The sequence below is a fragment of the Ruegeria sp. BB5 genome (genome assembly GCF_056539405.1).
The window spans coordinates 104,763-130,921 of sequence record NZ_JBQFUX010000010.1; the positions used below are offsets into that span (position 1 = coordinate 104,763).

Annotated in this window: 27 protein-coding genes; 14 read left to right on the forward strand and 13 right to left on the reverse strand. The window is 59.4% G+C overall.

Going from position 1 to position 26,159, the window contains the following annotated elements; genetic code table 11:
• Positions 1-33: 33 nt before the first annotated feature.
• Positions 34-1,362, reverse strand: coding sequence for an amidase (locus ACR0DL_RS18565; RefSeq protein WP_480690683.1), 1,329 nt, complete (start codon positions 1,360-1,362; stop codon positions 34-36).
• Positions 1,363-1,416: 54 nt separating this feature from the next.
• On the opposite strand from ACR0DL_RS18565, the gene ACR0DL_RS18570 reads away from it, so the two are divergent.
• A complete protein-coding gene (locus tag ACR0DL_RS18570; RefSeq protein ID WP_480690685.1) occupies positions 1,417-2,679 on the forward strand; it encodes an FAD-dependent monooxygenase in 1,263 nt (420 codons plus the stop codon).
• Here the strand turns inward: ACR0DL_RS18570 and ACR0DL_RS18575 are convergent.
• The 4 genes from ACR0DL_RS18575 to ACR0DL_RS18590 all read right to left on the reverse strand — a co-directional run bounded on the left by ACR0DL_RS18575 (position 2,676) and on the right by ACR0DL_RS18590 (position 5,309).
• On the reverse strand, positions 2,676-2,861 hold the full coding sequence (locus ACR0DL_RS18575; protein ID WP_170351047.1) for a Trm112 family protein: 186 nt from the start codon (positions 2,859-2,861) through the stop codon (positions 2,676-2,678). The two genes, ACR0DL_RS18570 and ACR0DL_RS18575, sit on opposite strands and share 4 nt — an antisense overlap.
• Complete coding sequence (locus ACR0DL_RS18580) at positions 2,858-3,499, reverse strand: LON peptidase substrate-binding domain-containing protein (RefSeq protein ID WP_170362347.1); 642 nt, start codon at positions 3,497-3,499, stop codon at positions 2,858-2,860. Before ACR0DL_RS18580 ends, ACR0DL_RS18575 begins: the two co-directional genes overlap by 4 nt.
• A 27-nt stretch (positions 3,500-3,526) precedes the next feature.
• Positions 3,527-4,444 (reverse strand): thioredoxin, encoded by a 918-nt coding sequence (gene trxA, locus ACR0DL_RS18585; protein WP_170378292.1) that lies wholly within the window; start codon positions 4,442-4,444, stop codon positions 3,527-3,529.
• 76 nt (positions 4,445-4,520) lie between these two features.
• Complete coding sequence (locus ACR0DL_RS18590) at positions 4,521-5,309, reverse strand: exodeoxyribonuclease III (protein WP_480690687.1); 789 nt, start codon at positions 5,307-5,309, stop codon at positions 4,521-4,523.
• A gap of 224 nt (positions 5,310-5,533) precedes the next feature.
• Between ACR0DL_RS18590 and ACR0DL_RS18595 the strand changes: the two genes are divergently transcribed.
• Complete coding sequence (locus tag ACR0DL_RS18595; protein WP_170362350.1) at positions 5,534-5,989, forward strand: hypothetical protein; 456 nt, start codon at positions 5,534-5,536, stop codon at positions 5,987-5,989.
• Between the two features lie 191 nt (positions 5,990-6,180).
• On the opposite strand, the gene ACR0DL_RS18600 is transcribed toward ACR0DL_RS18595, so the two are convergent.
• The gene (locus tag ACR0DL_RS18600; protein WP_058283107.1) at positions 6,181-6,867 is read right to left on the reverse strand and encodes a response regulator transcription factor; all 687 of its coding nucleotides are present in this window, start codon (positions 6,865-6,867) and stop codon (positions 6,181-6,183) included.
• A gap of 161 nt (positions 6,868-7,028) precedes the next feature.
• Between ACR0DL_RS18600 and ribA the strand changes: the two genes are divergently transcribed.
• Together ribA and ACR0DL_RS18610 are read left to right on the forward strand one after the other, a co-directional pair.
• A complete protein-coding gene (gene ribA / locus ACR0DL_RS18605; RefSeq protein ID WP_170351052.1) occupies positions 7,029-8,123 on the forward strand; it encodes a GTP cyclohydrolase II in 1,095 nt (364 codons plus the stop codon).
• Complete coding sequence (locus ACR0DL_RS18610; protein WP_170378286.1) at positions 8,120-8,620, forward strand: L,D-transpeptidase family protein; 501 nt, start codon at positions 8,120-8,122, stop codon at positions 8,618-8,620. Before ribA ends, ACR0DL_RS18610 begins: the two co-directional genes overlap by 4 nt.
• On the opposite strand, the gene ACR0DL_RS18615 is transcribed toward ACR0DL_RS18610, so the two are convergent.
• Together ACR0DL_RS18615 and ACR0DL_RS18620 are read right to left on the reverse strand one after the other, a co-directional pair.
• A complete protein-coding gene (locus ACR0DL_RS18615; RefSeq protein ID WP_480690689.1) occupies positions 8,604-9,263 on the reverse strand; it encodes a YggS family pyridoxal phosphate-dependent enzyme in 660 nt (219 codons plus the stop codon). The two genes, ACR0DL_RS18610 and ACR0DL_RS18615, sit on opposite strands and share 17 nt — an antisense overlap.
• A 102-nt stretch (positions 9,264-9,365) precedes the next feature.
• Positions 9,366-10,439, reverse strand: a complete 1,074-nt coding sequence (locus ACR0DL_RS18620) for a porin (protein ID WP_480690691.1) — start codon at positions 10,437-10,439, stop codon at positions 9,366-9,368.
• A gap of 283 nt (positions 10,440-10,722) precedes the next feature.
• On the opposite strand from ACR0DL_RS18620, the gene ACR0DL_RS18625 reads away from it, so the two are divergent.
• From ACR0DL_RS18625 to holA, 4 genes are all read left to right on the forward strand, one after another.
• Entirely contained in the window at positions 10,723-11,208 is a 486-nt protein-coding gene (locus ACR0DL_RS18625) for a DUF3576 domain-containing protein (protein WP_480690693.1), read from the forward strand.
• Between the two features lie 72 nt (positions 11,209-11,280).
• On the forward strand, positions 11,281-13,818 hold the full coding sequence (gene leuS / locus ACR0DL_RS18630; protein ID WP_425081803.1) for a leucine--tRNA ligase: 2,538 nt from the start codon (positions 11,281-11,283) through the stop codon (positions 13,816-13,818).
• Positions 13,805-14,296: an LPS assembly lipoprotein LptE gene (lptE, locus tag ACR0DL_RS18635; RefSeq protein ID WP_170351057.1), complete on the forward strand. Its 492-nt coding sequence runs from the start codon at positions 13,805-13,807 to the stop codon at positions 14,294-14,296. The genes leuS and lptE overlap by 14 nt, the downstream gene beginning before the upstream one ends.
• Positions 14,293-15,321 carry a DNA polymerase III subunit delta gene (gene holA, locus ACR0DL_RS18640; protein WP_480663884.1) on the forward strand — a complete coding sequence of 343 codons (1,029 nt, stop codon included), beginning with the start codon at positions 14,293-14,295 and terminating at the stop codon, positions 15,319-15,321. The genes lptE and holA overlap by 4 nt, the downstream gene beginning before the upstream one ends.
• On the opposite strand, the gene ACR0DL_RS18645 is transcribed toward holA, so the two are convergent.
• Complete coding sequence (locus ACR0DL_RS18645; RefSeq protein WP_480690696.1) at positions 15,318-16,499, reverse strand: TIGR03862 family flavoprotein; 1,182 nt, start codon at positions 16,497-16,499, stop codon at positions 15,318-15,320. The two genes, holA and ACR0DL_RS18645, sit on opposite strands and share 4 nt — an antisense overlap.
• A 48-nt stretch (positions 16,500-16,547) precedes the next feature.
• Here ACR0DL_RS18645 and ACR0DL_RS18650 point away from each other — a divergent pair, with 48 nt between their 5' ends.
• Entirely contained in the window at positions 16,548-16,844 is a 297-nt protein-coding gene (locus ACR0DL_RS18650) for an HNH endonuclease (protein ID WP_170553156.1), read from the forward strand.
• On the opposite strand, the gene ACR0DL_RS18655 is transcribed toward ACR0DL_RS18650, so the two are convergent.
• From ACR0DL_RS18655 to ACR0DL_RS18665, 3 genes are read right to left on the reverse strand one after another with little or no spacing between them, the layout of a single operon-like run.
• Positions 16,845-17,582 carry a VOC family protein gene (locus ACR0DL_RS18655; RefSeq protein WP_170553159.1) on the reverse strand — a complete coding sequence of 246 codons (738 nt, stop codon included), beginning with the start codon at positions 17,580-17,582 and terminating at the stop codon, positions 16,845-16,847.
• On the reverse strand, positions 17,579-18,187 hold the full coding sequence (locus tag ACR0DL_RS18660; RefSeq protein ID WP_480690698.1) for an enoyl-CoA hydratase/isomerase family protein: 609 nt from the start codon (positions 18,185-18,187) through the stop codon (positions 17,579-17,581). Before ACR0DL_RS18660 ends, ACR0DL_RS18655 begins: the two co-directional genes overlap by 4 nt.
• Entirely contained in the window at positions 18,184-18,927 is a 744-nt protein-coding gene (locus tag ACR0DL_RS18665; RefSeq protein WP_170351063.1) for an SDR family oxidoreductase, read from the reverse strand. Before ACR0DL_RS18665 ends, ACR0DL_RS18660 begins: the two co-directional genes overlap by 4 nt.
• Before the next feature lie 139 nt (positions 18,928-19,066).
• Here ACR0DL_RS18665 and ACR0DL_RS18670 point away from each other — a divergent pair, with 139 nt between their 5' ends.
• Positions 19,067-20,590 carry a DUF2125 domain-containing protein gene (locus tag ACR0DL_RS18670; RefSeq protein ID WP_480690700.1) on the forward strand — a complete coding sequence of 508 codons (1,524 nt, stop codon included), beginning with the start codon at positions 19,067-19,069 and terminating at the stop codon, positions 20,588-20,590.
• Between the two features lie 50 nt (positions 20,591-20,640).
• On the opposite strand, the gene ACR0DL_RS18675 is transcribed toward ACR0DL_RS18670, so the two are convergent.
• Positions 20,641-21,567: a hypothetical protein gene (locus ACR0DL_RS18675; RefSeq protein ID WP_480690702.1), complete on the reverse strand. Its 927-nt coding sequence runs from the start codon at positions 21,565-21,567 to the stop codon at positions 20,641-20,643.
• 239 nt (positions 21,568-21,806) lie between these two features.
• On the opposite strand from ACR0DL_RS18675, the gene ACR0DL_RS18680 reads away from it, so the two are divergent.
• Genes ACR0DL_RS18680 through lpxK form a run of 4 tightly spaced genes read left to right on the forward strand, consistent with a single transcriptional unit; the run spans position 21,807 to position 26,158 of the window.
• Positions 21,807-23,153: a TldD/PmbA family protein gene (locus tag ACR0DL_RS18680; protein ID WP_480690704.1), complete on the forward strand. Its 1,347-nt coding sequence runs from the start codon at positions 21,807-21,809 to the stop codon at positions 23,151-23,153.
• Positions 23,140-23,940 (forward strand): inositol monophosphatase family protein, encoded by an 801-nt coding sequence (locus ACR0DL_RS18685; protein ID WP_480690706.1) that lies wholly within the window; start codon positions 23,140-23,142, stop codon positions 23,938-23,940. The genes ACR0DL_RS18680 and ACR0DL_RS18685 overlap by 14 nt, the downstream gene beginning before the upstream one ends.
• The gene (locus ACR0DL_RS18690; RefSeq protein WP_480690708.1) at positions 23,937-25,160 is read left to right on the forward strand and encodes a 3-deoxy-D-manno-octulosonic acid transferase; all 1,224 of its coding nucleotides are present in this window, start codon (positions 23,937-23,939) and stop codon (positions 25,158-25,160) included. The genes ACR0DL_RS18685 and ACR0DL_RS18690 overlap by 4 nt, the downstream gene beginning before the upstream one ends.
• On the forward strand, positions 25,160-26,158 hold the full coding sequence (lpxK, locus tag ACR0DL_RS18695) for a tetraacyldisaccharide 4'-kinase (RefSeq protein WP_480690710.1): 999 nt from the start codon (positions 25,160-25,162) through the stop codon (positions 26,156-26,158). Before ACR0DL_RS18690 ends, lpxK begins: the two co-directional genes overlap by 1 nt.
• The last annotated feature ends 1 nt before the right edge of the window (position 26,159 follow it).

A 26,159-nucleotide genomic window follows, 5' to 3' on the forward strand; every position in this document is an offset into this window, starting at 1 on the left:
ACAAAGAGGTGCCGAATCAGGGGATTGTGGCATTCAGGCCAATGCTGCTTCGGCTGCTGATCCAAGTCGCAAAAGCACTTCTTCCGAGCCCGGATAACCTAACATCATCAGCCCACAACCGGGGGTGCCGGTGGGCAGGGTCAGGGCTGCAAGCCCCATCAGGTTGCCAATCCGCGTATTGCGCAGCGCCAGCAGGTTTTCGGTGACGTAATAGTCGTGATCCGTCATCAACCGCTCCAGATTCGGTGGCAGAATGGGGGCTGTCGGGGCCAGAACGGCGTCAAAGCCAGAGGTTGCCGCATCCCAAGCGGCCCGGCAGGCTTTCAGTTTGGACCATGCGGCGACGTAATCGGGGCCAGAGGTATCCTTGCCTGCACGGAACCGAGCCAGAATTTCGGGATACATGGCGTCAGGGTTCGCCTCGATCACGTCGCGCCACAAGCCATAGGCTTCGGTGGTGTAGAGAATGCCCGAAAGCCCCATCGCCTCATCCAGTTCGGGCACTTCCAATGGCACGATTTCCGCGCCAGCATCGCGCAACCGGTCAACAGCGTCGTCAAAAGCTTTGCGGGGCGCATCGCGCAGGTCGTCCTTGGCGACGTTCTGCAGATCAGCAAAGCGCCGACCTTTCAGGCTGGCCCCCCGCAGGTCCGCCGGTGTACCTCCTTCCAACAGCGCCAGCATATGCGCGGCATCCTCAACCGACCGGGTCAGCGGACCGGCGGTGTCGAATCGCAGGCACAAAGGCACTACACCTTCCAGGCTGATCCGTCCGGCGGTGGATTTCAGCCCCACCAAGTTGTTCCAGGCCGCGGGGATGCGGACCGATCCGCCGGTGTCCGAGCCGATCCCGCCAGCCGCCAATCCCCAGGCCACCGATGCCCCGGCACCAGACGAGGATCCACCCGGCACCGCGTCCACATCATCGACGCAGGGCGGCGTGCCAGTAATTGGGTTCAGACCAAGGCCGGAAAAAGCCAGTTCGCTCATATGGGTTTTGCCCAGACAGACCGCCCCCAACGCGGTGGCGTTGCGCACCACGACCGCGTCAGCTTCCGGCACCCGACCTTTCAGCAGGGCCGACCCGGACTCGGTTCCGATACCGGCAGTGTCGAACAGGTCTTTCCAACTGATCGGCACCCCATCCAAAAGCGACAGGCGCTGCCCCTGCTTGGCGCGAGCTTGCGCCGCTGCCGCCTCAGACCTGGCGCGATCATGGGTGACACGGGCATAGATTCGGTCGCTGTGGGGATGTTCGTCGATGGCCGACAGGTATGTTTCGGTTAATTCCACCGGGTCAATCCGCCCCATACCGATGCCCCGACCCAGATCACACGCCGTCATGGTCAGCCAATCCTGCATCACCGCCCCCTTGAAAAAATTGCGCTTTGACGGACGGTAGCGACAGGACCGCACATGGACAATCCCGAATGGGCGCGCATATTGCGGGGCATGGAACAAACCTCGGATATCCTGATCGTCGGCGGCGGCCTGAACGGCCCGGCATTGGCTTTGGCACTGGCGCAGACCGGCCATTCGGTCACCGTGATTGACGCGCTGGCGGAAAAAGTGCGCAAGAACGCAGCCTTTGATGGGCGTGCCTATGCGCTGGCGCTGGCCTCGCAAAGGTTGTTGGATGCGATCGGGGTCTGGGATCGCGTGGCCGAACACGCCCAGCCGATGTTGGAAATCAAGGTCACCGATGGGCATGCAGGCGTTGGGCCATCCCCGTTCTTCATGCATTTCGACCATGCCGAGATCGAAGAAGGTCCGATGGGCTACATGGTCGAAGACCGTCACCTGCGCCGCGCCTTTATGAACGCCATGGCCGAGGAAAAAGGCATCGCAGAAGTCAGCGGCAGAACCGTTGTCGCGCAGGATTGCGATGCGACCGGCGTGACGCTGACCTTGGACGATGGCACCACACTGACCGGTTCAATGCTGGTCGGTTGCGACGGTCGCCGCAGCGGGACCGCCACGCGGGCGGGCATCAAGCGTACTGGCTGGGATTACGGCCAGACCGCACTGGTCTGCGCCATCGAACATGACCTGCCCCACCACGGCGTTGCCCACCAGTTCTTCATGCCACCCGGCCCGCTAGCCATTCTGCCCCTGACCGGCAATCGCAGTTCGATCGTCTGGAGCGAACGGACCGAGACGGCCCAGCACATCAACACCCTGCCCGAAGACGAGTACCTGCAGGTCCTGCGCCCCCGGTTCGGAGATTTTCTGGGCGATATCCGCCTGCAGGGCGACCGGTTCACCTATCCGCTGAACCTGACCATCGCCAATTCCTTCATTGGCGACCGAATGGCCCTGGTCGGAGACGCCGCCCACGGCATGCACCCCATCGCGGGGCAAGGCCTGAACGCGGGTCTGCGCGATGTCGGGGCTCTGGCCGAGGTGCTAACACTGGCCGGACGGCGCGGCGAGGATATCGGATCTGTCCTGGTGCTGGAACGCTATCAGGAATGGCGGCGGTTCGACACGGCGGCGCTGGCTATGGCGACAGACGTGTTCAACAAGCTGTTTTCCAACGACAACCCACTGCTGCGGATCGGACGCGACATTGGAATGGGAATTGTGGGATCGCTGCCCGGCCTGCGCCGTGGCTTCGTGCGTGAGGCCGCCGGGCTGACCGGAGACCTGCCAAAACTGCTGCAGGGTCGCGCGATTTAGTCTAGTTCTCGCGCCTCATCGACCAACATCACCGGAATCCCATTTCGGATCGGAAAGGCCAGATTGGCCGCCTTGGACACCAGTTCCTGCTTGTCGGCATCGTAGTGCAAAGTCGTGTGTGTCTGCGGACAAATCAGAGCCTCAAGCATATGCCGGTCGAAAGGGTGTTGGGGTTCGGTCATTGCAGTTTTTCCTCATTCGTGCCGCCGCGCATGGCGAATTCTATCAGTGTCGTTAGTGTCTCGCGCCGGGTGCGCAGACAGGGGGCCTCAAGCAGCGCTTGTTTTTCCTCGGGATCGAAATCCAGCAGCATCGACAGTGAATTCACCAGCAACTCATCATCTGCGTCTTTCAACGTATCCCAATCGGTCGAAAGCTGGCGCGAGGCGAAAAACCGTTCCAACAAGCCCAAAAATGCGCTGCGGTCGAAACTATCGTCCATCTCGGCCCGGCCCAAATCCCGATCAAACCCACCCCACGACACGGCACAGCGCCGGTAAGGCGTAAAGGCGTCCAACTCGGATTGGACGCGGAACCGTGAAATCCCGGTCAGGGTAATCAGGTAACGGCCATCTTCGGTTTCCGAAAATTGCGTCACACGCCCAGCACAGCCGATCTGGTGCAGCTTATCTTCGTTGCTGTGACATGGGTTCGGCTGCACCATGCCGATCAGCCGCTCCTGCGTTTTCAGTGCGTCGTCCAGCATCTGCAGATAGCGCGGCTCGAAAATATGCAGCGGCAGGCGCGAGCGGGGCAACAACAGCGCCCCCGGCAATGGAAAAACGGATACCGTTTCCGGCAGATCAGCGGGATGCATCATGTATCCGAGTGTAGCTCTGATCCCGAATTAGGCAAATATCATCGAGCTGAGCTTGCGCCGCCCGTTCAGAACGATCGGATCATTGGGTTTTAGCGCGTCGAAGATGGTGAACAGCTGCGCCTTGGCGGCACCGTCATTCCATTCGCGATCACGGCGGAACAGGTCCAGCAACTGCGCCACGGCCTCCTCCACATTGCCATTGGCGTGCAGTGCCTGCGCCAGATCGAACCGGGCCTGAAGGTTGTCGGGATCAGCCTCGACCGCAGCGGTCAGTTCGGCCACCGGACCGGCATCAGCGGCCTGCTTGGCCAGTTCCAGCTGCGCATGCGCCGCCTCCACCTCGGCCGAGGTAGAAATCTCGGCAGGTGCGCCGTTCAGAATGGCTTCGGCCTGTTCCAAATCGCCTGACGCGATGTGTGCGCGAACCAGCCCGCCGTAAGCCCCGGCATGGTTCGGATCTTCGCCCAAAATCGCAGCAAAGGTTTGGGCCGCATCAACAGCGGCGCCATCGGCCAGCATATCTTCGGCGGCTTCGACCGCGTCATCCAGCTGCCCACCGGGGCTTTCGCCGCCCGCGGCTTCGATCACACGATCAACAAAAGCCTTGATTTCTGAACCCGGCTGAGCGCCCTGAAACCCGTCGATGGGCTGACCTTTGAAAAAGGCATAAACGGTCGGGATCGACTGAATGCGCATTTGCGACGCGATCATCTGCGCCTCATCCACGTTGATCTTGACCATCTTCACCGCACCCTTGGCAGCGGTTACAGCTTCTTCCAAAGCGGGCCCCAGCGTCTTGCATGGCCCGCACCACGGCGCCCAGAAATCAACGATGACAGGCGTTTCCTGAGAGGCCTCGACCACGTCGACCATAAAGGTCGCCTCGGACCCATCCTTGATCAGATCGGTGGCCTCGGGGCTGGCTGCGGCGTTCAGAAGATCCATGGTTTTCACTCTCCGGTTCGAACTTGCGCCCTATATGCAACCGCTGGCAGCGGAAACCAAGGGCAGAGTTGCGTAATTACAGGTCAAAACTGGCAAAAACGGGTGCGTGGTCGCTTGGTTTTTCCCATCCGCGCGCGTCGCGCAGGACGCGGCTGGAGTGGCCCGCGTTCGAGATATCGGGCGTGGCCCAGACGTGATCCAGCCGCCGCCCCTTGTCAGCGGCGTCCCAATCGCGCGCGCGATAGGACCACCAACTGTACAATTGCCCCTCGGGAATATCCTGGCGGGTGATATCAACCCAACCGCCCGCATCCTGGGTTTCAGCCAGCGCTTCGACCTCGATCGGTGTGTGCGAAACAACCTTGAGCAATTGTTTGTGCGACCAGACGTCATCCTCGCGCGGGGCGATGTTCAGATCCCCCACCAGAATGGATTTTTCTGGCTTTTCCGCATGGAACCAATCGCGCATGTCGCTGAGGTAGTCGAGCTTTTGCCCGAACTTCTCATTCTTTTCGCGGTCCGGCACGTCGCCACCTGCGGGGACATAGAAATTGTGGATGGTAACCCCGTTTTCCAACCGTCCGGCAATGTGTCGCGCGTGACCGAGACCCGCGAAATCCTTATCACCTACTTCTTCAATCGGCATCCGAGACAGGATGGCAACGCCGTTATAGCCCTTTTGTCCACGTGCAACCATGTGGGTATAGCCCAGTTCCGCAAACCCTTCGGTCGGGATCTTTTCGACCGGCGACTTGCACTCCTGCAGACACAGAACATCCGGCGCTTCCTCCTGCAGCAATTTCAGCACGATAGGCTCGCGCAGGCGGACCGAGTTGATGTTCCAGGTGGCAAGGGTGAAGGGCATGGGGGATTCCTCTGTCGCAATTGGCGCAGGTTAGCGTGGCGTTTCCGCCGGTGCCACGAGAAAAAATTGTCCTGAGCCAGTTTTTGGTTTTGAGGGCAAACGGGCTCAATCCACCACACCGTTCGCAACATAAAGCGCAGGTTAAATCCTGTTTATGTTTCGTCGCCAGCATGGAAATCAGATCAGCGGTTCCCAACATTTGTGACTAGAAAACGGAGGAAACCATGACCAGATTCAAGACACTTGGCGCCGCCGCGCTGGCCAGCACCCTTGCCTTTGCAACCCATGCAGTTGCGGAAAACACACCTGATCTGCGCGGCGTCTGGAGCGGCACCCACACCGTTGCGGCCCTGCCCAACGAACACAGCGACGGAGCCCCGCGTTTTAATCAATCTGAGTGGGTTCTTGAGATCAAACAACAGCAGGACAACGCGTTCTGGGGAACCAGCAAATGGAGCCGGATTGGCTCGGACCGGTGGAACGAAGGTCAGGTTACCGGGACAATCAGCCGAGATGGCACTGGTTCAATCGCCATGGTTGAAACCCGGGTCGGAGAAGACCGCCAGGTCAACGGGTTGATCGATGCCACATTTGAAGATGGCAAGATTTATGCTGATTTTCGCAGCCTGCGCAGCGGCATAACCTACGGTACCGTTCTGGAAAACGACGGCACCAGCTAAACTGCGTTTGAGTGAGCAAATCTGGCCATCGGATTTGTATCTTCGACCCAGCTTGTTTCAAAAAAAGGCCGGGCCATCAGGCCCGGCAGTCCAACAGGGAGGTGCATGTCATTACCCGGACATGCGCGGGTTGGGAGTAATCTAATTTCGTATCCAGAGTATCACTTTGATCCACGTCAATCCACAACGAGTTATGAGACCAAGCGATATCCACCCGATTCTGTGACCAAAAGGCGCGCATTTGACGGATCGGGCTCGATTTTCTGGCGCAGACGATAGATATGCGTCTCTAACGTGTGGGTGGTGACACCGGCGTTATAACCCCAGACCTCATGCAGCAGAACGTCGCGGGCAACCACGCCATCGGTCGAACGGTACAGGAACTTGAGAATATTGGTTTCTTTTTCGGTCAGCCGGATTTTTCGATCTTCTTCTGTGATCAGCATCTTCATCGCAGGCTTGAACGTGTACGGCCCCAGAACAAACACCGCATCCTCGGATTGCTCATGCTGGCGCAGCTGGGCACGGATACGGGCCAGCAGCACGGGAAACTTGAACGGTTTCGAGACATAGTCGTTGGCACCTGCATCCAGGCCCAGGATGGTATCTGCGTCGCTGTCATGGCCGGTCAGCATCAGAATCGGGCTTTTTACACCTTGCTTGCGCATCAGGCGGCACAGCTCGCGCCCATCGGTATCCGGCAGACCAACGTCCAGAATGACCAGATCGTAAATCGCTTCACGCGCCCGTTCCATCGCGGACTGACCGTCATGGGCTTCGAACACGTCGAAATCCTCGGTCATCACAAGTTGCTCGCTAAGCGCCTCGCGCAGGTCTTCGTCATCATCCACCAGCAGAATTTTCTTGAGCTGAGCCATGTGCGGTCCTCCTAAGCCTTTTCCACCACTTGCGCGCGGAAGATGCAATCAACAAGGTTTGCTGCAATTGTCTCACGCCCTCGTGTCCAAGGTAGAGGAAATGTTTCACATTTCTGCCGTATCAGGCTACAGGAAGGCTTGAACGTTACAGGGTAACATAAATGAGTCTGATCCCGGATATTTCAGAATTGCTGGCGCGGGCCCGCGCCGATCTGCGCATGGGGGTTCCCGTCGCATTGACCGACGACAGCGGGTTCAGCGTGCTGGCCATCGCGGCTGAGACCCTGAGCGCGCAACGGCTCGCGGATCTGCGCGGGCTTGGTGGCGACCCGGTGGTTGCTGTCACTGTGCGGCGGGCGGAGACGCTGAAGGCCCGGTCTTATGATGGCGATCTGGCGCGTGTGATTATCCCTGCCGATGCCGATATGACCTGGGTGCAGGCGGTGGCCGATCCGTCAGACGACCTGAACGCTCCGATGAAGGGCCCCCTGATGACCGAACGTCAGGGCAACGCCAACCTGCACCGCATCGCAATCGCCCTCACCAAGTCGGCGCGATTGCTACCCGCAGCCGTTGTGATGCCCATTGAGGATGGGCGCGGCTTTGCTGCGGCACATGGCCTGACATGCATTGACCACACCCGCGCTGCGCCACATCTGGCCGATCGCAGTGAGCTTCATGCTGTGGTTGCCGCCCGCCTGCCGATGGAAGTATCCGAGGCCGGTCGATTGCACGTTTTTCGCCCCGAAGACGGTGGCGAGGAACATTACGCAGTCGAGATCGGCCGCCCTGATCGGGATAAACCGGTTTTGGCCCGTTTGCATTCGGCCTGTTTTACCGGAGACCTTATGGGCAGTCTGAAATGCGACTGCGGTCCGCAATTGCGTGGTGCGCTGGCTCAGATGGGTTCGGAAGGGGCCGGGGTGCTGCTGTATCTGAACCAGGAAGGGCGCGGGATTGGCCTTGCCAACAAGATGCGCGCCTATTTCCTGCAGGATCAGGGGTTCGACACGGTCGAAGCTAATCATCGTTTGGGTTTCGAGGATGATGAGCGGGATTTCAGGCTGGGTTCGGACATTCTCAAATCTCTGGGGTTCAACTCGGTCCGGTTGCTGACCAACAACCCGGCAAAAATCGCGATGATGGAGAAGACCGGTATCGCCGTGACCGAGCGCGTGCCGCTGAAGGTTGGCGAAACCGCCCATAACCGCGGATATCTTGCGACCAAGGCGGCCAAGTCCGGGCATCTGCTGTGACGCCGAATGATCTGGTCCTGACACCGCGCGGAGTACGATTTGCCGGGCGTGTCTTCCCCTGCACAATCGGCAAAGGTGGGTTGAGCCACGCAAAACGCGAAGGGGATGGCGCCACGCCCACGGGCGTACATCACATCGTGGGGATGCTGTACCGGCCAGATCGCATGGCCAAACCGGCCCCTTGGGCGATTCCCATCGGTCCGCGCGATCTTTGGTCGGATGACGGGCGGGACGACCAGTACAATAATCTGGTCAGCGCGCCCTATGACTTTAGCCATGAAAAGCTGCGCCGCGCTGATCCGCTGTATGATCTGGTGTTGATCACCGATTGGAACTGGCCCAATGCCATACCGGGTCACGGATCAGCGATCTTTATTCATCAATGGCGGCGCCCCGGATACCCGACCGAGGGCTGCGTTGCCTTTCGCCGTGATCACCTGCATTGGATCGCGCGCCGCGTCTCGCCGGGCACGAGTTTGATCATTCCTGCGGCCTGACCCGTTCGCCAAAAATGGCCGAGCCAACGCGCACATGGGTCGCCCCCAATGCGATGGCTTGTTCGAAATCACCGCTCATACCCATCGATAGACCAGTCAGGCCGTTGTGCTCGGCTATTTTCGCCAGCAGTGCGAAATGCAGTGAAGGTTCCTCATCGACAGGTGGGATACACATCAATCCCTGGATCGGCAGGTCCAGCCCACGGCATTCTGCAATGAACGCATCCGCCTTGGCAGGCAGGATACCGGCCTTTTGATCCTCTTCCCCGGTATTGACCTGAATGAACAGATCCGGGCAGGTGCCGACCTCTTGTGCCAGCCGCGCCAGCGTTTTGGCCAGCTTGGGCCGGTCGACCGAGTGGATAGAGTTGACCAGCTCAATCGCTTGACGGGCCTTGTTGGTTTGAAGCGGGCCAATCAGATGCAGATCAATGTCGGCGAACTGCTCCATGAAACCCGGCCATTTACCTACGGCCTCTTGAACCCGATTTTCACCAAAACACCGATGGCCCTGCTCCAGAACAGCCTGCACACGTTCGTTCGGCTGCACTTTTGATACGGCGATCAGTTTGACAGAACCGGCAGGCCGCCCGGCGGCAGTTTCGGCTTTGGAAATACGGGCAGTGATATCTTGCAGCGACATAAGCTTCCTCAATCTGCTTTCAGCGCAGGAAAACACCATGTCGGCAAAAAAGAAAAGGGCAGGTCCGAAGACCTGCCCTTAAACTTTGCGGTTCAACCCAACTTAGAAGTTGAAGATTGCACCAAAGTCAGCCTGGATGGCGTCTTCGCAAACCGAACAATCGTTGCGGCCGATACCACCGACCAGCGACGCGCCGCCGCCCAGGTCATAGCTTGCGCCGATAGCAATCTGCTGAAGGTCAGCGTCCGCGCTACCGTCACCGTAGGTGAACAGCAGGGTGGTTGCTGCGCCCAGGTTGTAGGCACCCGACACACCCCAAGCGGTGCCGTCGGTTTCATAGAAGCGAGTACCGATCAGAGCAGGAGCGGTATTGTCTTCGTCAGCCACGAACAGGGTACCCGAGAAGTCGCCGAATTCAGCACCCAGGGTGAAAACCAGCAGTTCTGGATCCGAAACACCCGAAACACCAGCGTCAGTTTGACCATAAGCAATAGCTGCGGTGATGTTGTTGAAGGTGTAGGTCGCGCTCACGTCCCAACGGTCGGCGTCGATGGTGCCGCCCAGGCCGTCGTTCAGGAAGATGGTGCGCTGGTCATACGATGCGCCGAAAGCGAAGTCGCCAACTGCGTACTGGAAGAACACTGCGTTCGCGCCCGAACCGGTCGAGGTGTACGACAGGAAGCTGTAGTCAACACCCGAATACTGACCTGCGAACAGTTCCAGACCAACTTCGTTACCGTAGTAGTTTGCCAGGTTGTCGAACGAACCGGCAACGTTGCCGGCGTCAACACGCAGACCACCGTAGATAACCGAGAAGCGCGCGCCGTTCAGGCCAGCGGAGTTGGCTTCGCCGGTCGACGAGTTTTCGTCGGCTTGCAGACGAACACGGCCTTCAAAGCGAACGCCACCGTCGGTTTCAGTGAAACCGTCGATGTTCAGACGGAAGCGCGATACCAGGATCGCGTCGTCGGAATCAGCAAAGGTCGGGATGACACCTGCTGTAGTTCCGCCGTTCACGGTGGTCAGAGTGGCAGCAGTTACGCCGGTCGCATTGGCGCGATCTTCAACGTAGCCAATACCGAAACGGCCATAACCGCTCAAGTTTACACCGGAATCAGCCGCTGCAACACCTGCGGTTGCAATCAGAGCTGTCGATGCGAAGAGAACTTTTTTCATCTTGTTTCCCTCGGTTTCAAAAGTTTTTCTACTCGACACATGCCTCAGCACATGTCTCAGCACGGGAACCGTTTCGCTCTTTTTGCCCCCAACACGCAAGCTTGGCATAAATGACTCGGCTGCATTGAGGGAAAATTGGTGCAAGGATGCCACAGTCTGTTTTTGGGCATCGGTAAGCCCTACGACCACTGATATGTGACAATAATAGGGTTGTTGCTGAACGGGTCCTTGTCTAGGAGTAACAATTGACAACGTTGACCAAAGTGAACAGGACCAGTCGATAATGCACCTGCAGACGATTTTCGGTTTGATCATAATGACTGCTGCCGTGTCCGCCTGCGGACAGAATCGGGCCGCACCAACCGAGTACACTACGAATCTCGATGCGGGTAAAACCGATGAGCGCCAGCTCAACGATCCGAATCGCGAGACCATCTGGGATGTGTTCAACACGGCCAATGCTGAACAGATCACAAATGTGAATCGCTATCTTTGGACGGCGTCGCTGGATGTATTGAATTTCCTGCCGGTTCAGGAAGTTGATCCCTTTACCGGGGTAATCGTGACCGGGTACGGCACACCTCCGGGTGGAGGGCGGCAGTATCGCGCGACAGTTCACATCAGTGACCCGGCCCTGGCGGCGCGGTCTCTGTCGGTCTCGCTGCAGACCAGCGGTGGCGCCCCGGTCAGTGCGGCCACGACCCGCGCAGTCGAAGATGCAATCCTGTCCCGCGCCCGTCAGTTGCGCATTGCGGACAACAAGTTCTAGCAACTCGTCGAAAATCACACTAATACCACGCCGGGTTCCTACCCGGCGTTTTCATTCACGAAGGACCGTACGATGTCTCGCTACTCGGCCAACGAAATCGAAGCAAAATGGCAAGAGGCCTGGGACAAGGCCGGAATCTTCACCGCCAACCACAAGGCGGACAAGCCGAAATACTATGTGCTTGAGATGTTCCCTTACCCGTCGGGCCGAATCCATATGGGACATGTGCGCAACTATACGATGGGCGACGTGATCGCGCGACACAAACTGGCGACCGGCCACAACGTATTGCACCCGATGGGTTGGGACGCCTTCGGAATGCCTGCGGAAAATGCCGCTATGGCCATCGGTGGCCACCCCAAAGACTGGACCTACGGGAACATCGCCGACATGCGGGGGCAAATGAAGCCATTGGGCCTGTCGATCGATTGGTCGCGTGAGTTTGCAACCTGTGACCCAGAATATTACGGCCAGCAACAGGCGTTGTTTCTGGATATGCTCGATGCTGGGCTTGTTTACCGCAAGAACGCCGTTGTGAATTGGGACCCGGTCGACATGACCGTTCTGGCCAACGAGCAGGTGGAACAAGGGCGCGGCTGGCGCTCGGGCGCGTTGGTTGAACGCCGCGAGTTGACCCAATGGTTCTTCAAGATCTCGGACTATTCAGAGGAACTGCTCGACGCACTGGACACGTTGGAAAACTGGCCCGCAAAGGTCCGCTTGATGCAGGAAAACTGGATCGGCAAGTCACGCGGCCTGCAATTCGGGTTCGAGCGCACGGACGGAGGCGAACCGATCACCGTCTATACGACGCGCCCCGACACGCTGCTGGGCGCGTCGTTTGTGGGCATCTCGCCGGATCACCCGATTGCTAAGCAATTGGAAGCCGAGAACCCCGAAGTTGCTGAATTCGTGGCTGAATGTCGCAAAGGTGGCACCACCGAAGAAGCCATCGAAACGGCTGAAAAGCTGGGTTACGATACCGGGATCCGCGTCAAGCACCCGCTGGACCCAAGCTGGGAACTGCCAGTTTGGATCGCCAACTTCATCCTGATGGACTATGGCACGGGCGCGATCTTTGCCTGCCCCGCGCATGACCAGCGCGACTTGGATTTCTGCCGCAAATACGGCCTGCCCGTGGTCGATACGTTCTTTGCGCTGGATGACGCCACTCCGGTCGACAAGATCGCCTTTGTCCCGCCGAAAACCGAGAAAGTCCGTTGGGTGAACCATTTCGCGGGCCTGACCGAGGCGACAGGCGACGAGGCTATCAACGCCACCGTGGATTTTGCCGAAAAGGCAGGCTGGGGCGAAGGCGTCACCAAATACCGCCTGCGAGACTGGGGCCTTTCCCGCCAGCGCTATTGGGGTTGCCCGATTCCCGTTGTCCATTGCGACAGCTGCGGTGTGGTGCCCGAGAAGAAAGAGAACCTGCCGGTCCGCCTGCCCGATGATGTCACCTTTGACAAACCAGGCAACCCGCTGGACCGTCATCCGACCTGGCGCGACTGTTCGTGCCCGAACTGCGGCGCCCCGGCCAAGCGAGAAACCGACACGATGGATACGTTTGTCGATTCGTCGTGGTATTTCGCCCGCTTCACCGCCCCGCGCGCCGAAACGCCCACTGATTTGGCTGAGGCCGAATACTGGATGAATGTGGACCAGTATATCGGCGGCATCGAGCACGCGATTCTCCACCTGCTCTATTCCCGCTTCTTCGCGCGGGCGATGAACATCACGGGCCATCTGCCCAAAAAGGCCATCGAACCCTTCGATGCGCTGTTCACCCAAGGCATGGTGACCCACGAGATTTACCAGACCCGCGACGAAAACGGCCGCCCGGTCTATCACCTGCCCGAGGATGTGACCGACGGCAAACTGGCAGACGGCACCGAGGTCGAGATCATCCCTTCGGCCAAGATGTCGAAATCCAAGAAGAACGTGGTCGACCCTGTCAGCATTATCTCGGCGTTCGGTGCCGACACCGCGCGCTGGTTCGTGCTGTCCGATTCGCCGCCCGAGCGCGATGTGGAATGGACCGCGTCCGGGGCCGAGGCCGCCTATAAGCACCTCAACCGGGTATGGAACCTCTGCGACAAGATCGGGGCCATGAACCCAGCAGCCGAAGGGGAAGGCGATCAAGAGCTCTTGCGCGAGATGCACAAGACCATCCACGACGTAACCCTCGGCGTTGAGAGCTTTGGCTTCAACGCAGCGATCGCGAAACTCTACGCCTTCACCAATACGCTGGCAAAATCCAAAGCTGGCGCTGCGGCGCAAAAGCAGGCAATAAAAACGCTGGCGCAGCTGATGTCGCCGATGACGCCGCACCTTGCAGAAGACATCTGGGCACATCAAGGCGGCGAAGGCTTGGTGGCGGTAGCCCCATGGCCCGTTGCGGATCAGGCGATGCTGGTCGACGACACGGTGACCCTGCCGATTCAGATCAACGGCAAGCGCCGCGCGGAAATCAGCGTGGCCAAAGATATGGCGAAGGACGAGGTTGAAAAAATCGCGCTCAGCACCGAAGCTGTGCAAAAGGCGCTGGATGGCAATGCGCCTAAGAAGGTTATTGTTGTCCCGGGCCGGATCGTAAATGTCGTTGTTTAACCGCAGAATCCTGTTGATGATACCGCTGGTGTTGGCTGCCTGCGGCTTTGAACCGGTCTACGCGCCCGGTGGTTCGGGTGCGGCCCTGAACGGCAAGGTCGCCGTTTCAGCGCCAAACTCGGTCGACACCTATTTGCTGGTCCAAAATCTGGAACAGCGGCTGGGGCGCAGCGCGACCTCGGGCAGCGAATACAATCTGAATGTAAACGTCTCGATTGCTTTCCAGCGGTCAGCGATCACTTCGACGAACGAAACAAACCGCTATACCATCGAAGGCAGGTCGAGCTACACGCTCAAATCAAACGAGACCGGTCAGGTCATTGCCTCGGGCACGGTCGAGAATTTCGTCAGCTATTCTGCCGCCGGATCAACAGTGTCCACGCTGGCGGACGAACGCGACGCCCGCAAACGGCTGATGGCGATCCTATCGGATCAGATCGTAAACGAACTCTATGCTGCGCCAGGCCTTGGTTCATGAAGCTCAGCCCGCGCGAGGCTGAAGGGTATTTCGCCCGACCCGACGCCGACAAGGCCGGGCTCTTGATTTATGGTGCGGATACGATGCGCGTGGCACTGAAACGCCAGCAGGTTCTGTCGGCACTTCTGGGCGCCAATGCCGAAGAGGAAATGCGCCTGACCCGCATTCCGGGCACGGATTTGCGCGGCGATCCCGCACTATTGTTGGATGCGGTCAAGGCCGTGGGGTTTTTCCCAGGCCCCCGCGCCGTATTCGTCGAAGACACCACCGACACCGCCGCCCCCGCAATCATCGCCGCGTTCGAAGACTGGGCCCCTGGTGATGCCCAGATCATCGTCACCGCCGGGCAGTTGAAACCCAGCTCGAAAATCCGCAAAGCGTTCGAGGCGCATCCCGCTGCCTATGCTGTCGGCATTTATGACGATCCGCCCTCACGGGCCGAGATCGAACGGATTCTGACACAGGCCGGGTTGCAGAACATCCCTCGCGATTCGATGTCAGCCCTTGCTGAGCTGGCCACTGGGATCAGCCCCGGAGACTTCACGCAAACCATTGAAAAACTGTCGCTCTATAAACGTGGAGACAGTTCCGAACTGGCCATCGAGGATATCGAAGCTTGCGCGCCCCGCTCGACCGAGGCCGCGTTGGATGATGTTTTGAACGTGGTGGCTGAAGGCCGCGCCGGAGAGATCGGTCCGCTGATCCGACGGCTGCAATCACAGGGCACCAATGCGGTCAGCCTGTGTATCGGCGCAACCCGGCACTTTCGCACATTGTATGCCTGTGCCTCGGACCCCGGCGGGGCGGCACAGGGCATCGGCAAGCTGCGGCCACCGGTCTATGGCAAACGCCGTGACCGGATTTTACGCCAGGCCCAGGGCTGGGGAGCACCGAAGTTGCAAACGGCTCTGACAGTTCTGACTGATACTGACCTGTCACTGCGCTCAGCTGGGCAGACTGCGCCTGCCATGGCGCTGGTGGAACGGGCAATGATCCGTCTGGCTATGCTGGCCCGATCCCGCTAACCGGTGCGCAACCAATCCACAGCCGAACGCCCGGCCCATCGCCCAGTCGCCATGCAAGCGGTCAGCAGATAGCCCCCGGTCGGAGCTTCCCAATCCAGCATCTCTCCGGCACAGAACACGCCGGGCATTGCGGTCAGCATTAGCCCCTCGTCCAGCGCTGTACATCTGACCCCACCCGACGTTGAAATGGCTTCATCCATCGGGCGCAGGGCAGCCCCGGAAACAGGAAGTTGTTTGAGTGCAGTGGCCTCAGAGGATTGCGGCAATCCACAACGTTTCGACATCTCATGGAACAACGCAATCTTTTGCCGCGGCAGCTTCAATGACTTCTTCAGCCATTGTGACAGTGTGGTATTGGATTTCTTTGCATCCAACCGCGACTGTAGCGCCACTGGGTCCAGATCGGGCACAAGATCGACTACCAGATCCGCACCGGCGCGCAAAGCCGGGGTCAAAGAATACAACCCGCCGCCCTCAAGCCCCGTTGCCGATATCGTGGCTTCTCCGCGGCTGTCCAGCTCTCCGGCCATCCAACGCACCGATTTCAGCGCCGCGCCGAAATGCGGGGTCATGTGGGGGCTCCAGTCAACGGACAAGGCGGAATTCGCCGGGGCGAAGGGTGTCAGCGCGACGCCTTTCTGTTGCAAGATATCCGCCCATTGACCGTCTGACCCCAACCGCGCCCAGCTGGCCCCGCCCAGCGCCAGAATGGTCACATCCGGCTTCAGGCTCTGTGTACCCTCAGACGTATCGAAAATCAGCGCATCGCCGTCCCATCCCAACCAACGCCAGCGGGTTTGTATCCGAACGCCCGCGCCCTCAAGCCGCCTCAGCCATGCGCGCAACAGCGGCGAGGCTTTCATCACTGTCGGGAAAACCCGCCCTGTCGAGCCGGTAAACAGCTTCTGCCCCAAACCCCGCGCCCAGTCCTGCACCTCGGCGGCGTCGAACTCAGCAATCATCGGACGCAGCCACTCCGCCGCCTCTCCGTAGGATTGCAGCAAAGTTTCGAACGGTTCGTCCTTGGTCAGGTTCAGACCCGACTTGCCCGCCATCAGTAATTTACGCGCGACCGAGGGCTTGGCCTCGGCCACCATCACATCATGGCCAGCAGCGGCCAGTTCCCCTGCCGCCATCAGGCCTGCGGGTCCGGCCCCGATCACCACTGCCTGCGCCATGTCCGTCCCCTTGCCTTTCACGCTATCCAGCGCAAATCTGTACCTGCCATGTCAGACAGCGATCCGATCTGCCCGCTCTGTGACCGCCCCATCCCGGATGGGGGCGGCAGCCTGCACCATCTGATCCCAAAACTCAAAGGGGGCAAGGGCGGACCCACGGTTTTGCTGCATGTGATTTGCCACAAAGAGATCCACGCCACCCTGACCGAGGGTGAATTGGCCCGCGCGTTCAATACGGTCGAGGCTCTGCGCACCCACCCGCGTCTGGAGAAATTCCTGATCTGGGTGCGCAAACGACCACCCGGATTTCGGTCGAAAGTTCCAGGCAAGCGACGTGGGCGCTGATCAGCCAGGCCGCACCGGATCACCAAAAGCATCCCTCAGGGACGTCGACAGCCCCTGAACCTCTAACCCTCGATAGTCCGGTGCCGGCGCAAACTGCGCCCCGGCGATGTGCTGGAATTCCAGCGTGGTATAGGGACGTTTCCAAAGCCATTCGCGGTTCTCAACGGACCAAAGGTCCGGATTAGGCGGCACATCATCGGTGAAGGCATAGAAATGCAGGTCGAACCCGTATTGGGCCACATCCTGCACTGAAAGCAGTCGCATGCCTTGCGCCCGGCAGAACGCATCCTCGGCGGCTATGTCCCCTGTCCGCAAGGTGATCTGGCCGATGCAGGCTTTGGCGAATGGTGCGGCAGGGTCGGCTGCGTTGTCAGAACGGTTGCCCTGAAAGTCGTGTTGCAGCAGCTCGATCACAAACCCTTCGGGGTCTTTCAGGTGGCACATATAGCCGATGTCGCGGAACTGTTTCGGCTCCGAGACCTCGACGCCTTTTTCACGCAGATGAGAAACGGCCAGGTCAACATCGGGCACGGTAATACCGATCTTCCAATACCGCTGTCCACCATCGTGGGCATATCCGCCCCCACCCGGCATCAGCAGCAGGTCCGCGTCCTGCCCACCATAGCCAATGCGATAATTCGCCCCCTGCGCACGCGCCGTCATACCCAGAACATCCGTATAAAAATCAGTCAGTTGCTTGGGGTCGGCAACACGCAGCAGCACGGCGGACAGTTTCATTGGCACATCCTTGCAATTCCAGCGGCAATTCGGGGATCTGCGGCCAGGCTGTCTGCCACCAGGTCATGCACCGTTGGCATCAGTTGATCAGGGTCGACAACCCGGTCGACCAGACCGAAACCGTACGCTTCCTCTGCCGTGATCTTTTGACCGGCCATCAGAATCATCTTGGTGCGTGATGGCCCGATCAGGGCAGCCATACGCACGGGGTCCGAGGGTTGCGGCAGAAACCCCAGCTTCATCACCGGATAAAAGAACTTGGCCTGCGGCACTGCGATTCGGAGGTCACAGGCCAGCACCATCCCGTTGGCACCGCCCGCCAGCGTCCCGTTCAAAGCAGCCACCGTCAGACACGGCAAGGCCGCGATGGCGCGAGACAACCTCTCCCACAGATCCGAGGTCGCCAGTCCCGCACGGACCTCATCCAGATCGGCCCCGGCGCTGAACACCTTACCCTCACCTGTCAGGATCAGGGCCCGCGCCTCATTAGCAGCTTCGGCGATCTCAACCAGTTCACTCAGCATCGCCTCGGTCAGTGCATTGGCCTTTTGCGGGTTGTTGAGTGTGACCGTCCACAACCCGTCCTTCTTGGTTAGTTTGATCACGTCAGCCCTACCCTTTGCCGGATATCTTCGCGTCGCAGCGAGATTTCTGAGCCCAGAAACTCATCTGCATCCGTCGAACACATCCACAGCAATGCCCGTGCAGGCCAATCGGCGGGAATGTGATCATCCCAATCCAGCTGGCTAACGGCATTGATGCCGCTCGCCTTGATCACCCGCTGCATATCCGTGGCCACGGTGCCCGGCGACAGGCCCATAGCACGAATGCCGTGCATTGAATTTTCAAGATGCAGGCATTCGGTCAGCATTTTAGCCCCGGCTTTCGAGGCGCAGTAGTGGCTCCACGCCTCGATCGGGTTTGTCGCCGCGCCCGAAGAAACCGTGATCACCGTGCCCCCGCCCGCCGCGCGCATAACCGGTAACGCGGCGCGCATTCCGTAGAAGACACCTTTGAGGTTGATGTCGATTGCCTGGCTCCACGCGGCGACATCGGCATTGGACAAGTGAAAGATCGGATCAATGACACCCGCGTTGCCGATCAAAACGTCCAGCCCGCCAAAACGGTCGATACAATCCGCAACGGCCTGTTCGACCTGCGCAAAATCGCTGACATCGCATTGCAGCGCGATAGCATTGTCACCCAATGCAGCAGCCAGCGCATCAATCTGGTCGAGGTTACGGGCCACTAGCGCGACATTTGCCCCCGCTGCGGCAAATACGCGCCCCGCCTCGGCCCCGATGCCACGACTGGCCCCTGTTATCAGTACGGTTTTACCCTGCATATGGACCCTGTACCTCCGTTGTTTTTAGATTGTGTGAATCTTTACCGTGCCAACGGGGAAAGGGTCCAGCCCTTGCCCCTTGACGCCTGCGGTCTCAGGCACGACGATGCCGGCAAATTTGATCAAGAAGGGTTCTCAAATGTCCGCTTTCCTCCGCCGCAGCAGCGGCGCAGTTCTGGCCTATGCCGTTGTCACTCAGGGCGCGTTCGCCGATGTCACCGCCCAGCAGGTTTGGGATGATTGGCAGGCCTACCTGTCCCAGATGGGCTATACGGTTTCGGCGGAACAATCCATCTCGGGCGGGGTGACCACGATCACCGATATGAATGTTGCCTTGTCTTCGCCGGACACGGACGGATCGTTCAAAATGACCGTCCCGCAGATGACCCTGACTGAAAATGGTGACGGCACAGTCAGCATCGGTTTCCCCGAAAGCTTTCCCATGACCCTGTCCGGTGAGGAAGAGGGCGAGGCGTTTTCCGTTGATATCGAGTACTACCATACCGGGCTTGAGATGGTCGTTTCGGGCCAACCGGACGATATGACTTATGACTATTCCGCGCCCACACTTGGTCTGAAACTGGGTGGCGTACAGGTCGAGGATGAGACCCTGCCCAACGACATGCTGGCCATGGATTTCAAACTGACCGACTTGTCAGGAGATTCGCGGATGAAGATCGGCGAAACCCGCACAGTGGACCAGAAAATGACCGCAGCCGGGCTGACCTATGATCTGGGATTCACCGATCCCGAAGGGTCAGATGATGGCAAGATCAACGGGTCGATGAACCATTTGACCTTCGAAGGCACCAGCGTGATCCCCGAAGATTTCGACGGCACTGATCCGCAATCCTTCTTCAACGGCGGGGTCTCATTCTCGGGTCTATTCACTTACGCTTCGGGTCAGACCGCGATTGAAGGGACGAGCGAAGGTCAGGCTTTTTCGATGGCCACCCAATCCGAAGGTGGCCGGTTCGGCGCCAGCTTGGATGATCAGCGTCTGGCTTATGATGTCGAACAAAACAGCACAAACCTCGCCGTGACTACGGCCGAGCTGCCGTTCCCAATCGAGATGGCAATGGCCGAGACAGGGTTTGGGTTCGAATTCCCGGTGCAGCAATCCGAAGAAGAGCAGCCCTTTGGACTGTCGGTCAACGTAACCGATTTCACCATGTCGGACGTGTTGTGGAGCATCTTCGACCCGGCAGGAGCCCTGCCGCGCGACCCGGCAACGATCGCGCTGGACGCCACCGGAACCGCAAAAATCCTGACGAACTTCTTCGATCCGGCCGCCATCGAGGCTCTGGAAACATCTGGCGAAGCACCGGGTGAGCTGAACTCGCTGAAGATCAACGAATTGCTGGTCTCAATGGTCGGAGCTAAATTGACGGGTGACGCGGACTTTACTTTCGACAATTCCAGCACCGAGGAGTTCGACGGGCTGCCGACCCCGGCCGGCGTGGCGAACCTTCAGCTGGCGGGCGCCAACGCATTGATCGACACGCTGATCACCATGGGCGTGATCGGCGAAAGCGACGCGATGGGTGCGCGGATGATGATGGGCCTGATGGCCGTACCCGGCGACGAACCGGATACGCTGAACTCGAAAATCGAGTTCACGGAAGATGGCCAGATACTGGCTAACGGTCAGCGCATCAAGTGATGTTGGTCGGGCAAGGTTTGGTATAGCCAGAGCTTTGCCCGCCGCCCGCTTTAAGCCTTTAAGTCCAGCTCATGAACCAAGGCGCGGGCGATACGCCGCCCGACCTTTCGACCTTCAAAATACGCAGGTGTGGGCAATTCCTTTGCAATGCTCTGCATACGAAACCGGTACATTCCTTCATGGAACTTGAAGTTTGTTTCGCATAGGAAAAAGTTTCCGGTTTCCGCACATGGAAGTATGTCATGCGCATAAAGCCCGACCCCCACAGCGTCCTTGACGCCTTTTGCAATTTTGCGAATTTGGTCAATATTGGGTTTGATCAGCACCTTGTGAAAATACGTCAGCATTTCAGCGTCGACCGGCGTACCCCGGGTTCGAACATTAAGACCTTCTCCGGCCCTTACCCACGAAAATAGAACCTGCTCACCTACTGCCATAGCACGAATGGATATGTGCCAGGGCTTATCTTTGTATTCATGGCGGCAATTGACATAGTCGGTATTGTACCGTGTGGAATCCAGATCCTTGTTGTCACGGACGAGTTGAATAGGAACATGCGCGTTTGACACTTCGTTAGAAAAAGCGGTGTCGAAACTATCGCCTGCCTCAATCAATCTGGGCATAGGAACGCCTGCGGCTGTCAGAACTTTATTCTGGCGGATTTTGTGGCCAATGACACGTCCATGCTCAACGGAATGCAGGATTTTATGACCCAGCGCCACAAGCTCTGCCTCACGCGCGCGCAGCCAGTCTACCTTTTGGTGCTTAACGACGAAAAGCTCGTTGTAATGCAATAAGACATAGCTTTTAGGATCGGTTGTCGGCCCACGTTCAATCAGTTCCTTGAAAGGCAATATTTCGGCAGGGACTTGCAGCTTAGACAGAACCCTTGTGAAATGACTGATAACATTGCTTGAACCTTTGCCCGCTGCGACGACATGAGGTTCATCAAAATCGACAACAAAAAACTGAGCCAAACCAAGCTCTCCTATTTGCCTTCGCTTGCCCGGGTGAAAGTTTCAATCTGTTGTGATCGTCACCCGGAAATCTGTAATGCGTCCCAACTAATGAAAGTTTATAGGGAAATGTAAACCCTTCGGCTGCCCCATCTGAATTTGGGCCAAACTAAGCGGTCTGACCTGTGATCTATCTGCCCAGAGGTCTTGCGGGACGGGCGGTCCAAGGCTAGGTCCAATACAATACAACCGGAGGCCGCATGACCCTTACACCAGAAGACATCAGCCAATCCTTGATTGACGCGGCCCGCAATGCCGGGGCCGACGCGGCGGATGCTATTGTGATCGATGGCTCTTCGATTTCAGTCGAAGTGCGGAGCGGGGCGCTGGAACATGCCGAAAGGTCCGAGGGTACTGACCTTGGTCTGCGGGTGTTCCTGGGGCAGCGGCAGGCGATCGTGTCCAGCTCTGACAGCCGCCCGGAAACCTTGACCGCGATGGCCGAGCGCGCTGTGGCCATGGCCCGCGAAGCCCCCGAAGATCCGTTCACCGGGCTGGCCGATGCGGCGCAGTTGGCCACGGATTGGGATCTACCCGCATTGGAATTGTTCGACCCCACCCCGGAACCAGCGGCCGAAGACCTGCTGCATGACGCGCTGGCAGCCGAAGCTACGGCACTGGCGGTTCACGGCGTATCGCAAGTATCCGATGCAGCGGCGGCTTATGGCACGCACCGTGTACATCTGGCAGCAACCAACGGTTTTTCCGGTGGCTATGCCCGCAGCAGCCGCTCGACCTCATGCGTGGCGATCTCGGGCGAAGGTACCGGGATGGAGCGCGACTATGACGGCGACAGCCGCACCTTTCAAAGCGACCTGCGCAGCCCCGAGGAAATTGGCCGCACCGCAGGTGAACGTGCTGTGGCGCTGGTCGGGGCTCAGAAACCCGCCACCGGCACATTTCCGGTGCTGTTTGACGAACGCATCTCATCCTCGCTGATCGGTCACCTGCTGGGGGCCAGCAATGGTGCGGCTATCGCGCGGGGCGCGTCTTGGCTTAAGGACTGTCTGGGCGAACAGGTGTTACCTGACCACCTGTCGCTGATCGAAGACCCGCACCGCCCACGCATCGCGGGCTCGCGCCCCTTCGACGCCGAAGGACTGCCAACGCAGCGGCGCGCCATTGTCGAAAACGGCGTGCTGACCGGCTGGACGCTTGATCTGTCCAGCGCGCGCAAGCTGGACATGACCTCTACCGGTAACGCCACGCGCGGCGTGTCGGGGCCACCTTCGCCCAGCAACTGGAACCTGAGCCTGACCCAAGGCACACACAGCCGCCAGGACCTGCTGCGTGACATGGGCACCGGGCTGCTGGTGACATCTATGATCGGCTCGACCATCAACCCAAACACGGGTGACTATTCACGCGGTGCATCAGGGTTCTGGGTCGAGAACGGAGAGATCACGCATCCGGTCAACGAATGTACCATCGCGGGCAACCTGCGCGATATGTTGAAACGGATCATCCCGGCAAACGACGCGCGCCCGTATCTGTCGCGGGTGGTTCCGTCGGTGCTGATCGAAGGAATGACACTTGCCGGCAGCTGACCTGCAACTTTTGATCGACGCCGCATTAGAGGCCGGAAAGATCGCCACCCGATACTCGGGCACAACGGCGCAGCGCTGGGATAAACCCGACGGCGCCGGACCGGTGACCGAGGCCGATCTGGCCGTCAACGCCATGCTGGAACAGCGCCTGCCCGCCGCCCGGCCATGCTATGGCTGGCTGAGCGAAGAAACCGAGGATTCCACTGACCGGCTGACGAAGGACCGGGTGTTCATCATCGATCCGATCGACGGCACTCGCAGCTTTGCCGAAGGATCGCGCACCTGGGCACACTCACTGGCCATTGCAGAACAGGGCGAAGTGATTGCGGCTGTAATTTACCTGCCCCTGCGCGATCTGCTGTATACTGCGGCCAAAGGACAAGGCGCGTTTCTGAATGGGGCGGCGATCCGCGTCTCGGGCGTCACGACGCTGGACACGGCGCAAATATTGGCGGCCAAACCCAATATGAAGCCACACCATTGGCGGCAGGGTCAGGTGCCTGACTTTGAACGGGTCTATCGCCCGTCACTGGCCTATCGAATGGCGCTGGTCGGACAAGGGCGTTTCGACGGGATGCTGACGCTGCGGCCCAGTTGGGAATGGGATATCGCCGCGGGCGACCTGCTTATCCGCGAGGCTGGCGGCCGCTGTTCCGACCGGTTGGCGCAACCCTTGCGGTTCAACAACGCCCATCCGCGCCTGAACGGCGTGATCGCGGCCGGCACGCCCATTCATGACACCCTGCACGCACAGCTTGACCCAGGCAGCACCGGAATCCGCCTATGAGCCGACCGCGATCCCTCAGCCTGGCAGCCTATCGGGTTCTGTCCTGGGGCGTGTCCAACCCGAGCAGCCAACCCGAGATCCAGCGCCCTGAGGGCGAGTTGCTATGGGTCCATATCAACGCGCAGGATCGCCAGCGCGCGGTCGTAGATTTCTGCCATAGGCTGCAGCAGGTTCGACCCACTTTGCATGTGCTGCTGACAGTGCCCGCCGAAGCCGACCTGAGCCTTTGGGAGCAAGGAGACTACCCGCTGGTGAACCTGCCCTCGGAACAAGCGGGGGCAGCACGCGCGTTTCTGGACCATTGGCACCCCGAAATCGGCCTGTGGGTCGGGGGCGGGCTGATGCCCAATATTATCACGCGCGCCGAAGAGCGCGGTATTCCCCTGATCCTGATCGAAGCACGGGTCGATATAAAGATCGCGCGCGGCGCCCGGTGGCTGCCGGACATCACCCGTTTTACTTTAGACTGTTTCAAAACCATCCTGACCACGAATTCGGAAACCACCCGGACAATCCGTCGTCTTGGCATAACGTCGGGCAAAGTCACCGATTCTCCACCATTGTATGTCAGCCCGAACCCGCAGCCCTGGCCCGAGGATGAACTGATCGAAACCAATCACGCACTGGCGGGGCGTCCGGTCTGGTTGGCAGCATGTGTGCGGGACAAAGAGTTCATCTCGATCCTTAGTGCCCATCGCCAGGCATTGCGGATGTTGCCCCGGCTGACACTGGTGCTGCATGTGGCAGACACCGCCGAGGCAGAACCACTGCAAAACCGCCTTGAGACTATGGATCTGCGTTGTACCAATTGGGACACCAGCGGTCAGATCGAAGACAACACGCAGGTTATCCTGTCCGCCCACTCCGAAGATCTGGGCCTGTGGCACCGGATCTCGCCAGTCACATTCATGGGCAGTTCGCTAGAGCGCGACGCGGGTGGGCGCGATCCACTTGTTGCCGTTGCCCTTGGGTCGTCCGTCATCCACGGCCCGTTTGTGCATCGTCATCAGCAGATGTACGATCAACTGGATCGGGCCGGGGCTGCCCGCATGGTCAGATCCGCAACCGAACTGGGCGACGCCGTGGTCGAGCTGCTATCGCCTGACCGAGCTGCAGATATGGCGCTGGCCGGATGGCAGATCGTATCCGAAGGCGCACCACAAGCGGATCACCTGATCGATATGGTGCAGGATTGCCTGGATCAGCGGAGTGCGGGTTGATGCGAGCACCTGATTTCTGGAATACCGCCCCCGACCGGCTGGATATGCGCGCAAAATTGCTGGCGCCGCTGGGACGCATTTATGCCGCCGCAACCGCCCGGCGGGTGGCGTCCGAGTCCGGGATGAAACCCGGCATTCCTGTCATCTGCATCGGCAACCTGAACGCAGGCGGCACCGGCAAAACCCCAACCGTAATCTGGATGATCGAGCAATTGCGCGACGCCTGGCACGAAACGCATGTGGTGACGCGTGGCCATGGAGGTTCGTTAGAAGGGCCCGTGCAGGTTGACCCATCCAAACACACCGCCGCGCAAGTCGGGGATGAACCCCTGTTGCTGGCCGCCTTTGCCGAGGTCTGGGTGGCCAAGGACCGCGCCGCTGGCGCGCGCGCGGCGGCCGAAGCCGGGGCCAGTGTGATCCTGCTGGACGACGGGTTTCAGAACCCCTCGGTCGCCAAGGACTTCTCGGTCATCGTGGTCGATGCGGCGCGCGGATTCGGCAATGGACTGTGTCTGCCTGCCGGGCCTTTACGTGAACCTGTTGAAACCGGATTGCAACGCGCCGATCTGGTACTGTCGCTGGGTGATACCGACGCGCAGTCGCAATTTACCGATCGCTGGGGGGCGAAATTGACCGCTCCCCACGCCACCGGCGCGGTTGAGCCCCTGCAAACCGGTATGGATTGGGCAGATACGCCGGTTCTGGCCTTTGCAGGGATCGGCCATCCTGAAAAGTTCTTTGCCACCTTGCGCCAACAGGGCGCGACACTCTTGCGGGCCGAGGCACTGGACGATCACCAACCGCTGACCCCTGCCCTTATGACCCGGTTAGAGAACGAGGCCCGCCTGCTGGGCGCGCAAATGGTGACAACAGAAAAAGACGCCGTGCGCCTGCCACCGGTGTTTCGCAGCAAGGTCATCACCCTGCCCGTGCGTTTGAATGTGAATGAGGCCGACAAGGTGCGGCAGATGCTGCTGCAAATCGCCCCGTCGCCGTAAA

Bases quoted from the DNA above. Each gene is read 5' to 3' on its own strand.
- ACR0DL_RS18595 (WP_170362350.1), top strand. From the start codon at position 5,534: ATGACCAGATTCAAGACACTTGGCGCCGCCGCGCTGGCCAGCACCCTT.
- ACR0DL_RS18620 (WP_480690691.1), bottom strand. From the start codon at position 10,439: ATGAAAAAAGTTCTCTTCGCATCGACAGCTCTGATTGCAACCGCAGGT.
- ACR0DL_RS18680 (WP_480690704.1), top strand. From the start codon at position 21,807: ATGACCCTTACACCAGAAGACATCAGCCAATCCTTGATTGACGCGGCC.
- ribA (WP_170351052.1), top strand. From the start codon at position 7,029: ATGAGTCTGATCCCGGATATTTCAGAATTGCTGGCGCGGGCCCGCGCC.
- ACR0DL_RS18590 (WP_480690687.1), bottom strand. From the start codon at position 5,309: ATGCCCTTCACCCTTGCCACCTGGAACATCAACTCGGTCCGCCTGCGC.
- ACR0DL_RS18625 (WP_480690693.1), top strand. From the start codon at position 10,723: ATGCACCTGCAGACGATTTTCGGTTTGATCATAATGACTGCTGCCGTG.
- ACR0DL_RS18575 (WP_170351047.1), bottom strand. From the start codon at position 2,861: ATGACCGAACCCCAACACCCTTTCGACCGGCATATGCTTGAGGCTCTG.
- ACR0DL_RS18650 (WP_170553156.1), top strand. From the start codon at position 16,548: ATGTCAGACAGCGATCCGATCTGCCCGCTCTGTGACCGCCCCATCCCG.
- holA (WP_480663884.1), top strand. From the start codon at position 14,293: ATGAAGCTCAGCCCGCGCGAGGCTGAAGGGTATTTCGCCCGACCCGAC.
- ACR0DL_RS18645 (WP_480690696.1), bottom strand. From the start codon at position 16,499: ATGGCGCAGGCAGTGGTGATCGGGGCCGGACCCGCAGGCCTGATGGCG.
- ACR0DL_RS18565 (WP_480690683.1), bottom strand. From the start codon at position 1,362: ATGCAGGATTGGCTGACCATGACGGCGTGTGATCTGGGTCGGGGCATC.
- ACR0DL_RS18665 (WP_170351063.1), bottom strand. From the start codon at position 18,927: ATGCAGGGTAAAACCGTACTGATAACAGGGGCCAGTCGTGGCATCGGG.
- ACR0DL_RS18615 (WP_480690689.1), bottom strand. From the start codon at position 9,263: ATGTCGCTGCAAGATATCACTGCCCGTATTTCCAAAGCCGAAACTGCC.
- lpxK (WP_480690710.1), top strand. From the start codon at position 25,160: ATGCGAGCACCTGATTTCTGGAATACCGCCCCCGACCGGCTGGATATG.
- lptE (WP_170351057.1), top strand. From the start codon at position 13,805: ATGTCGTTGTTTAACCGCAGAATCCTGTTGATGATACCGCTGGTGTTG.
- ACR0DL_RS18670 (WP_480690700.1), top strand. From the start codon at position 19,067: ATGTCCGCTTTCCTCCGCCGCAGCAGCGGCGCAGTTCTGGCCTATGCC.
- ACR0DL_RS18655 (WP_170553159.1), bottom strand. From the start codon at position 17,582: ATGAAACTGTCCGCCGTGCTGCTGCGTGTTGCCGACCCCAAGCAACTG.
- leuS (WP_425081803.1), top strand. From the start codon at position 11,281: ATGTCTCGCTACTCGGCCAACGAAATCGAAGCAAAATGGCAAGAGGCC.
- trxA (WP_170378292.1), bottom strand. From the start codon at position 4,444: ATGGATCTTCTGAACGCCGCAGCCAGCCCCGAGGCCACCGATCTGATC.
- ACR0DL_RS18570 (WP_480690685.1), top strand. From the start codon at position 1,417: ATGGACAATCCCGAATGGGCGCGCATATTGCGGGGCATGGAACAAACC.
- ACR0DL_RS18580 (WP_170362347.1), bottom strand. From the start codon at position 3,499: ATGATGCATCCCGCTGATCTGCCGGAAACGGTATCCGTTTTTCCATTG.
- ACR0DL_RS18690 (WP_480690708.1), top strand. From the start codon at position 23,937: ATGAGCCGACCGCGATCCCTCAGCCTGGCAGCCTATCGGGTTCTGTCC.
- ACR0DL_RS18600 (WP_058283107.1), bottom strand. From the start codon at position 6,867: ATGGCTCAGCTCAAGAAAATTCTGCTGGTGGATGATGACGAAGACCTG.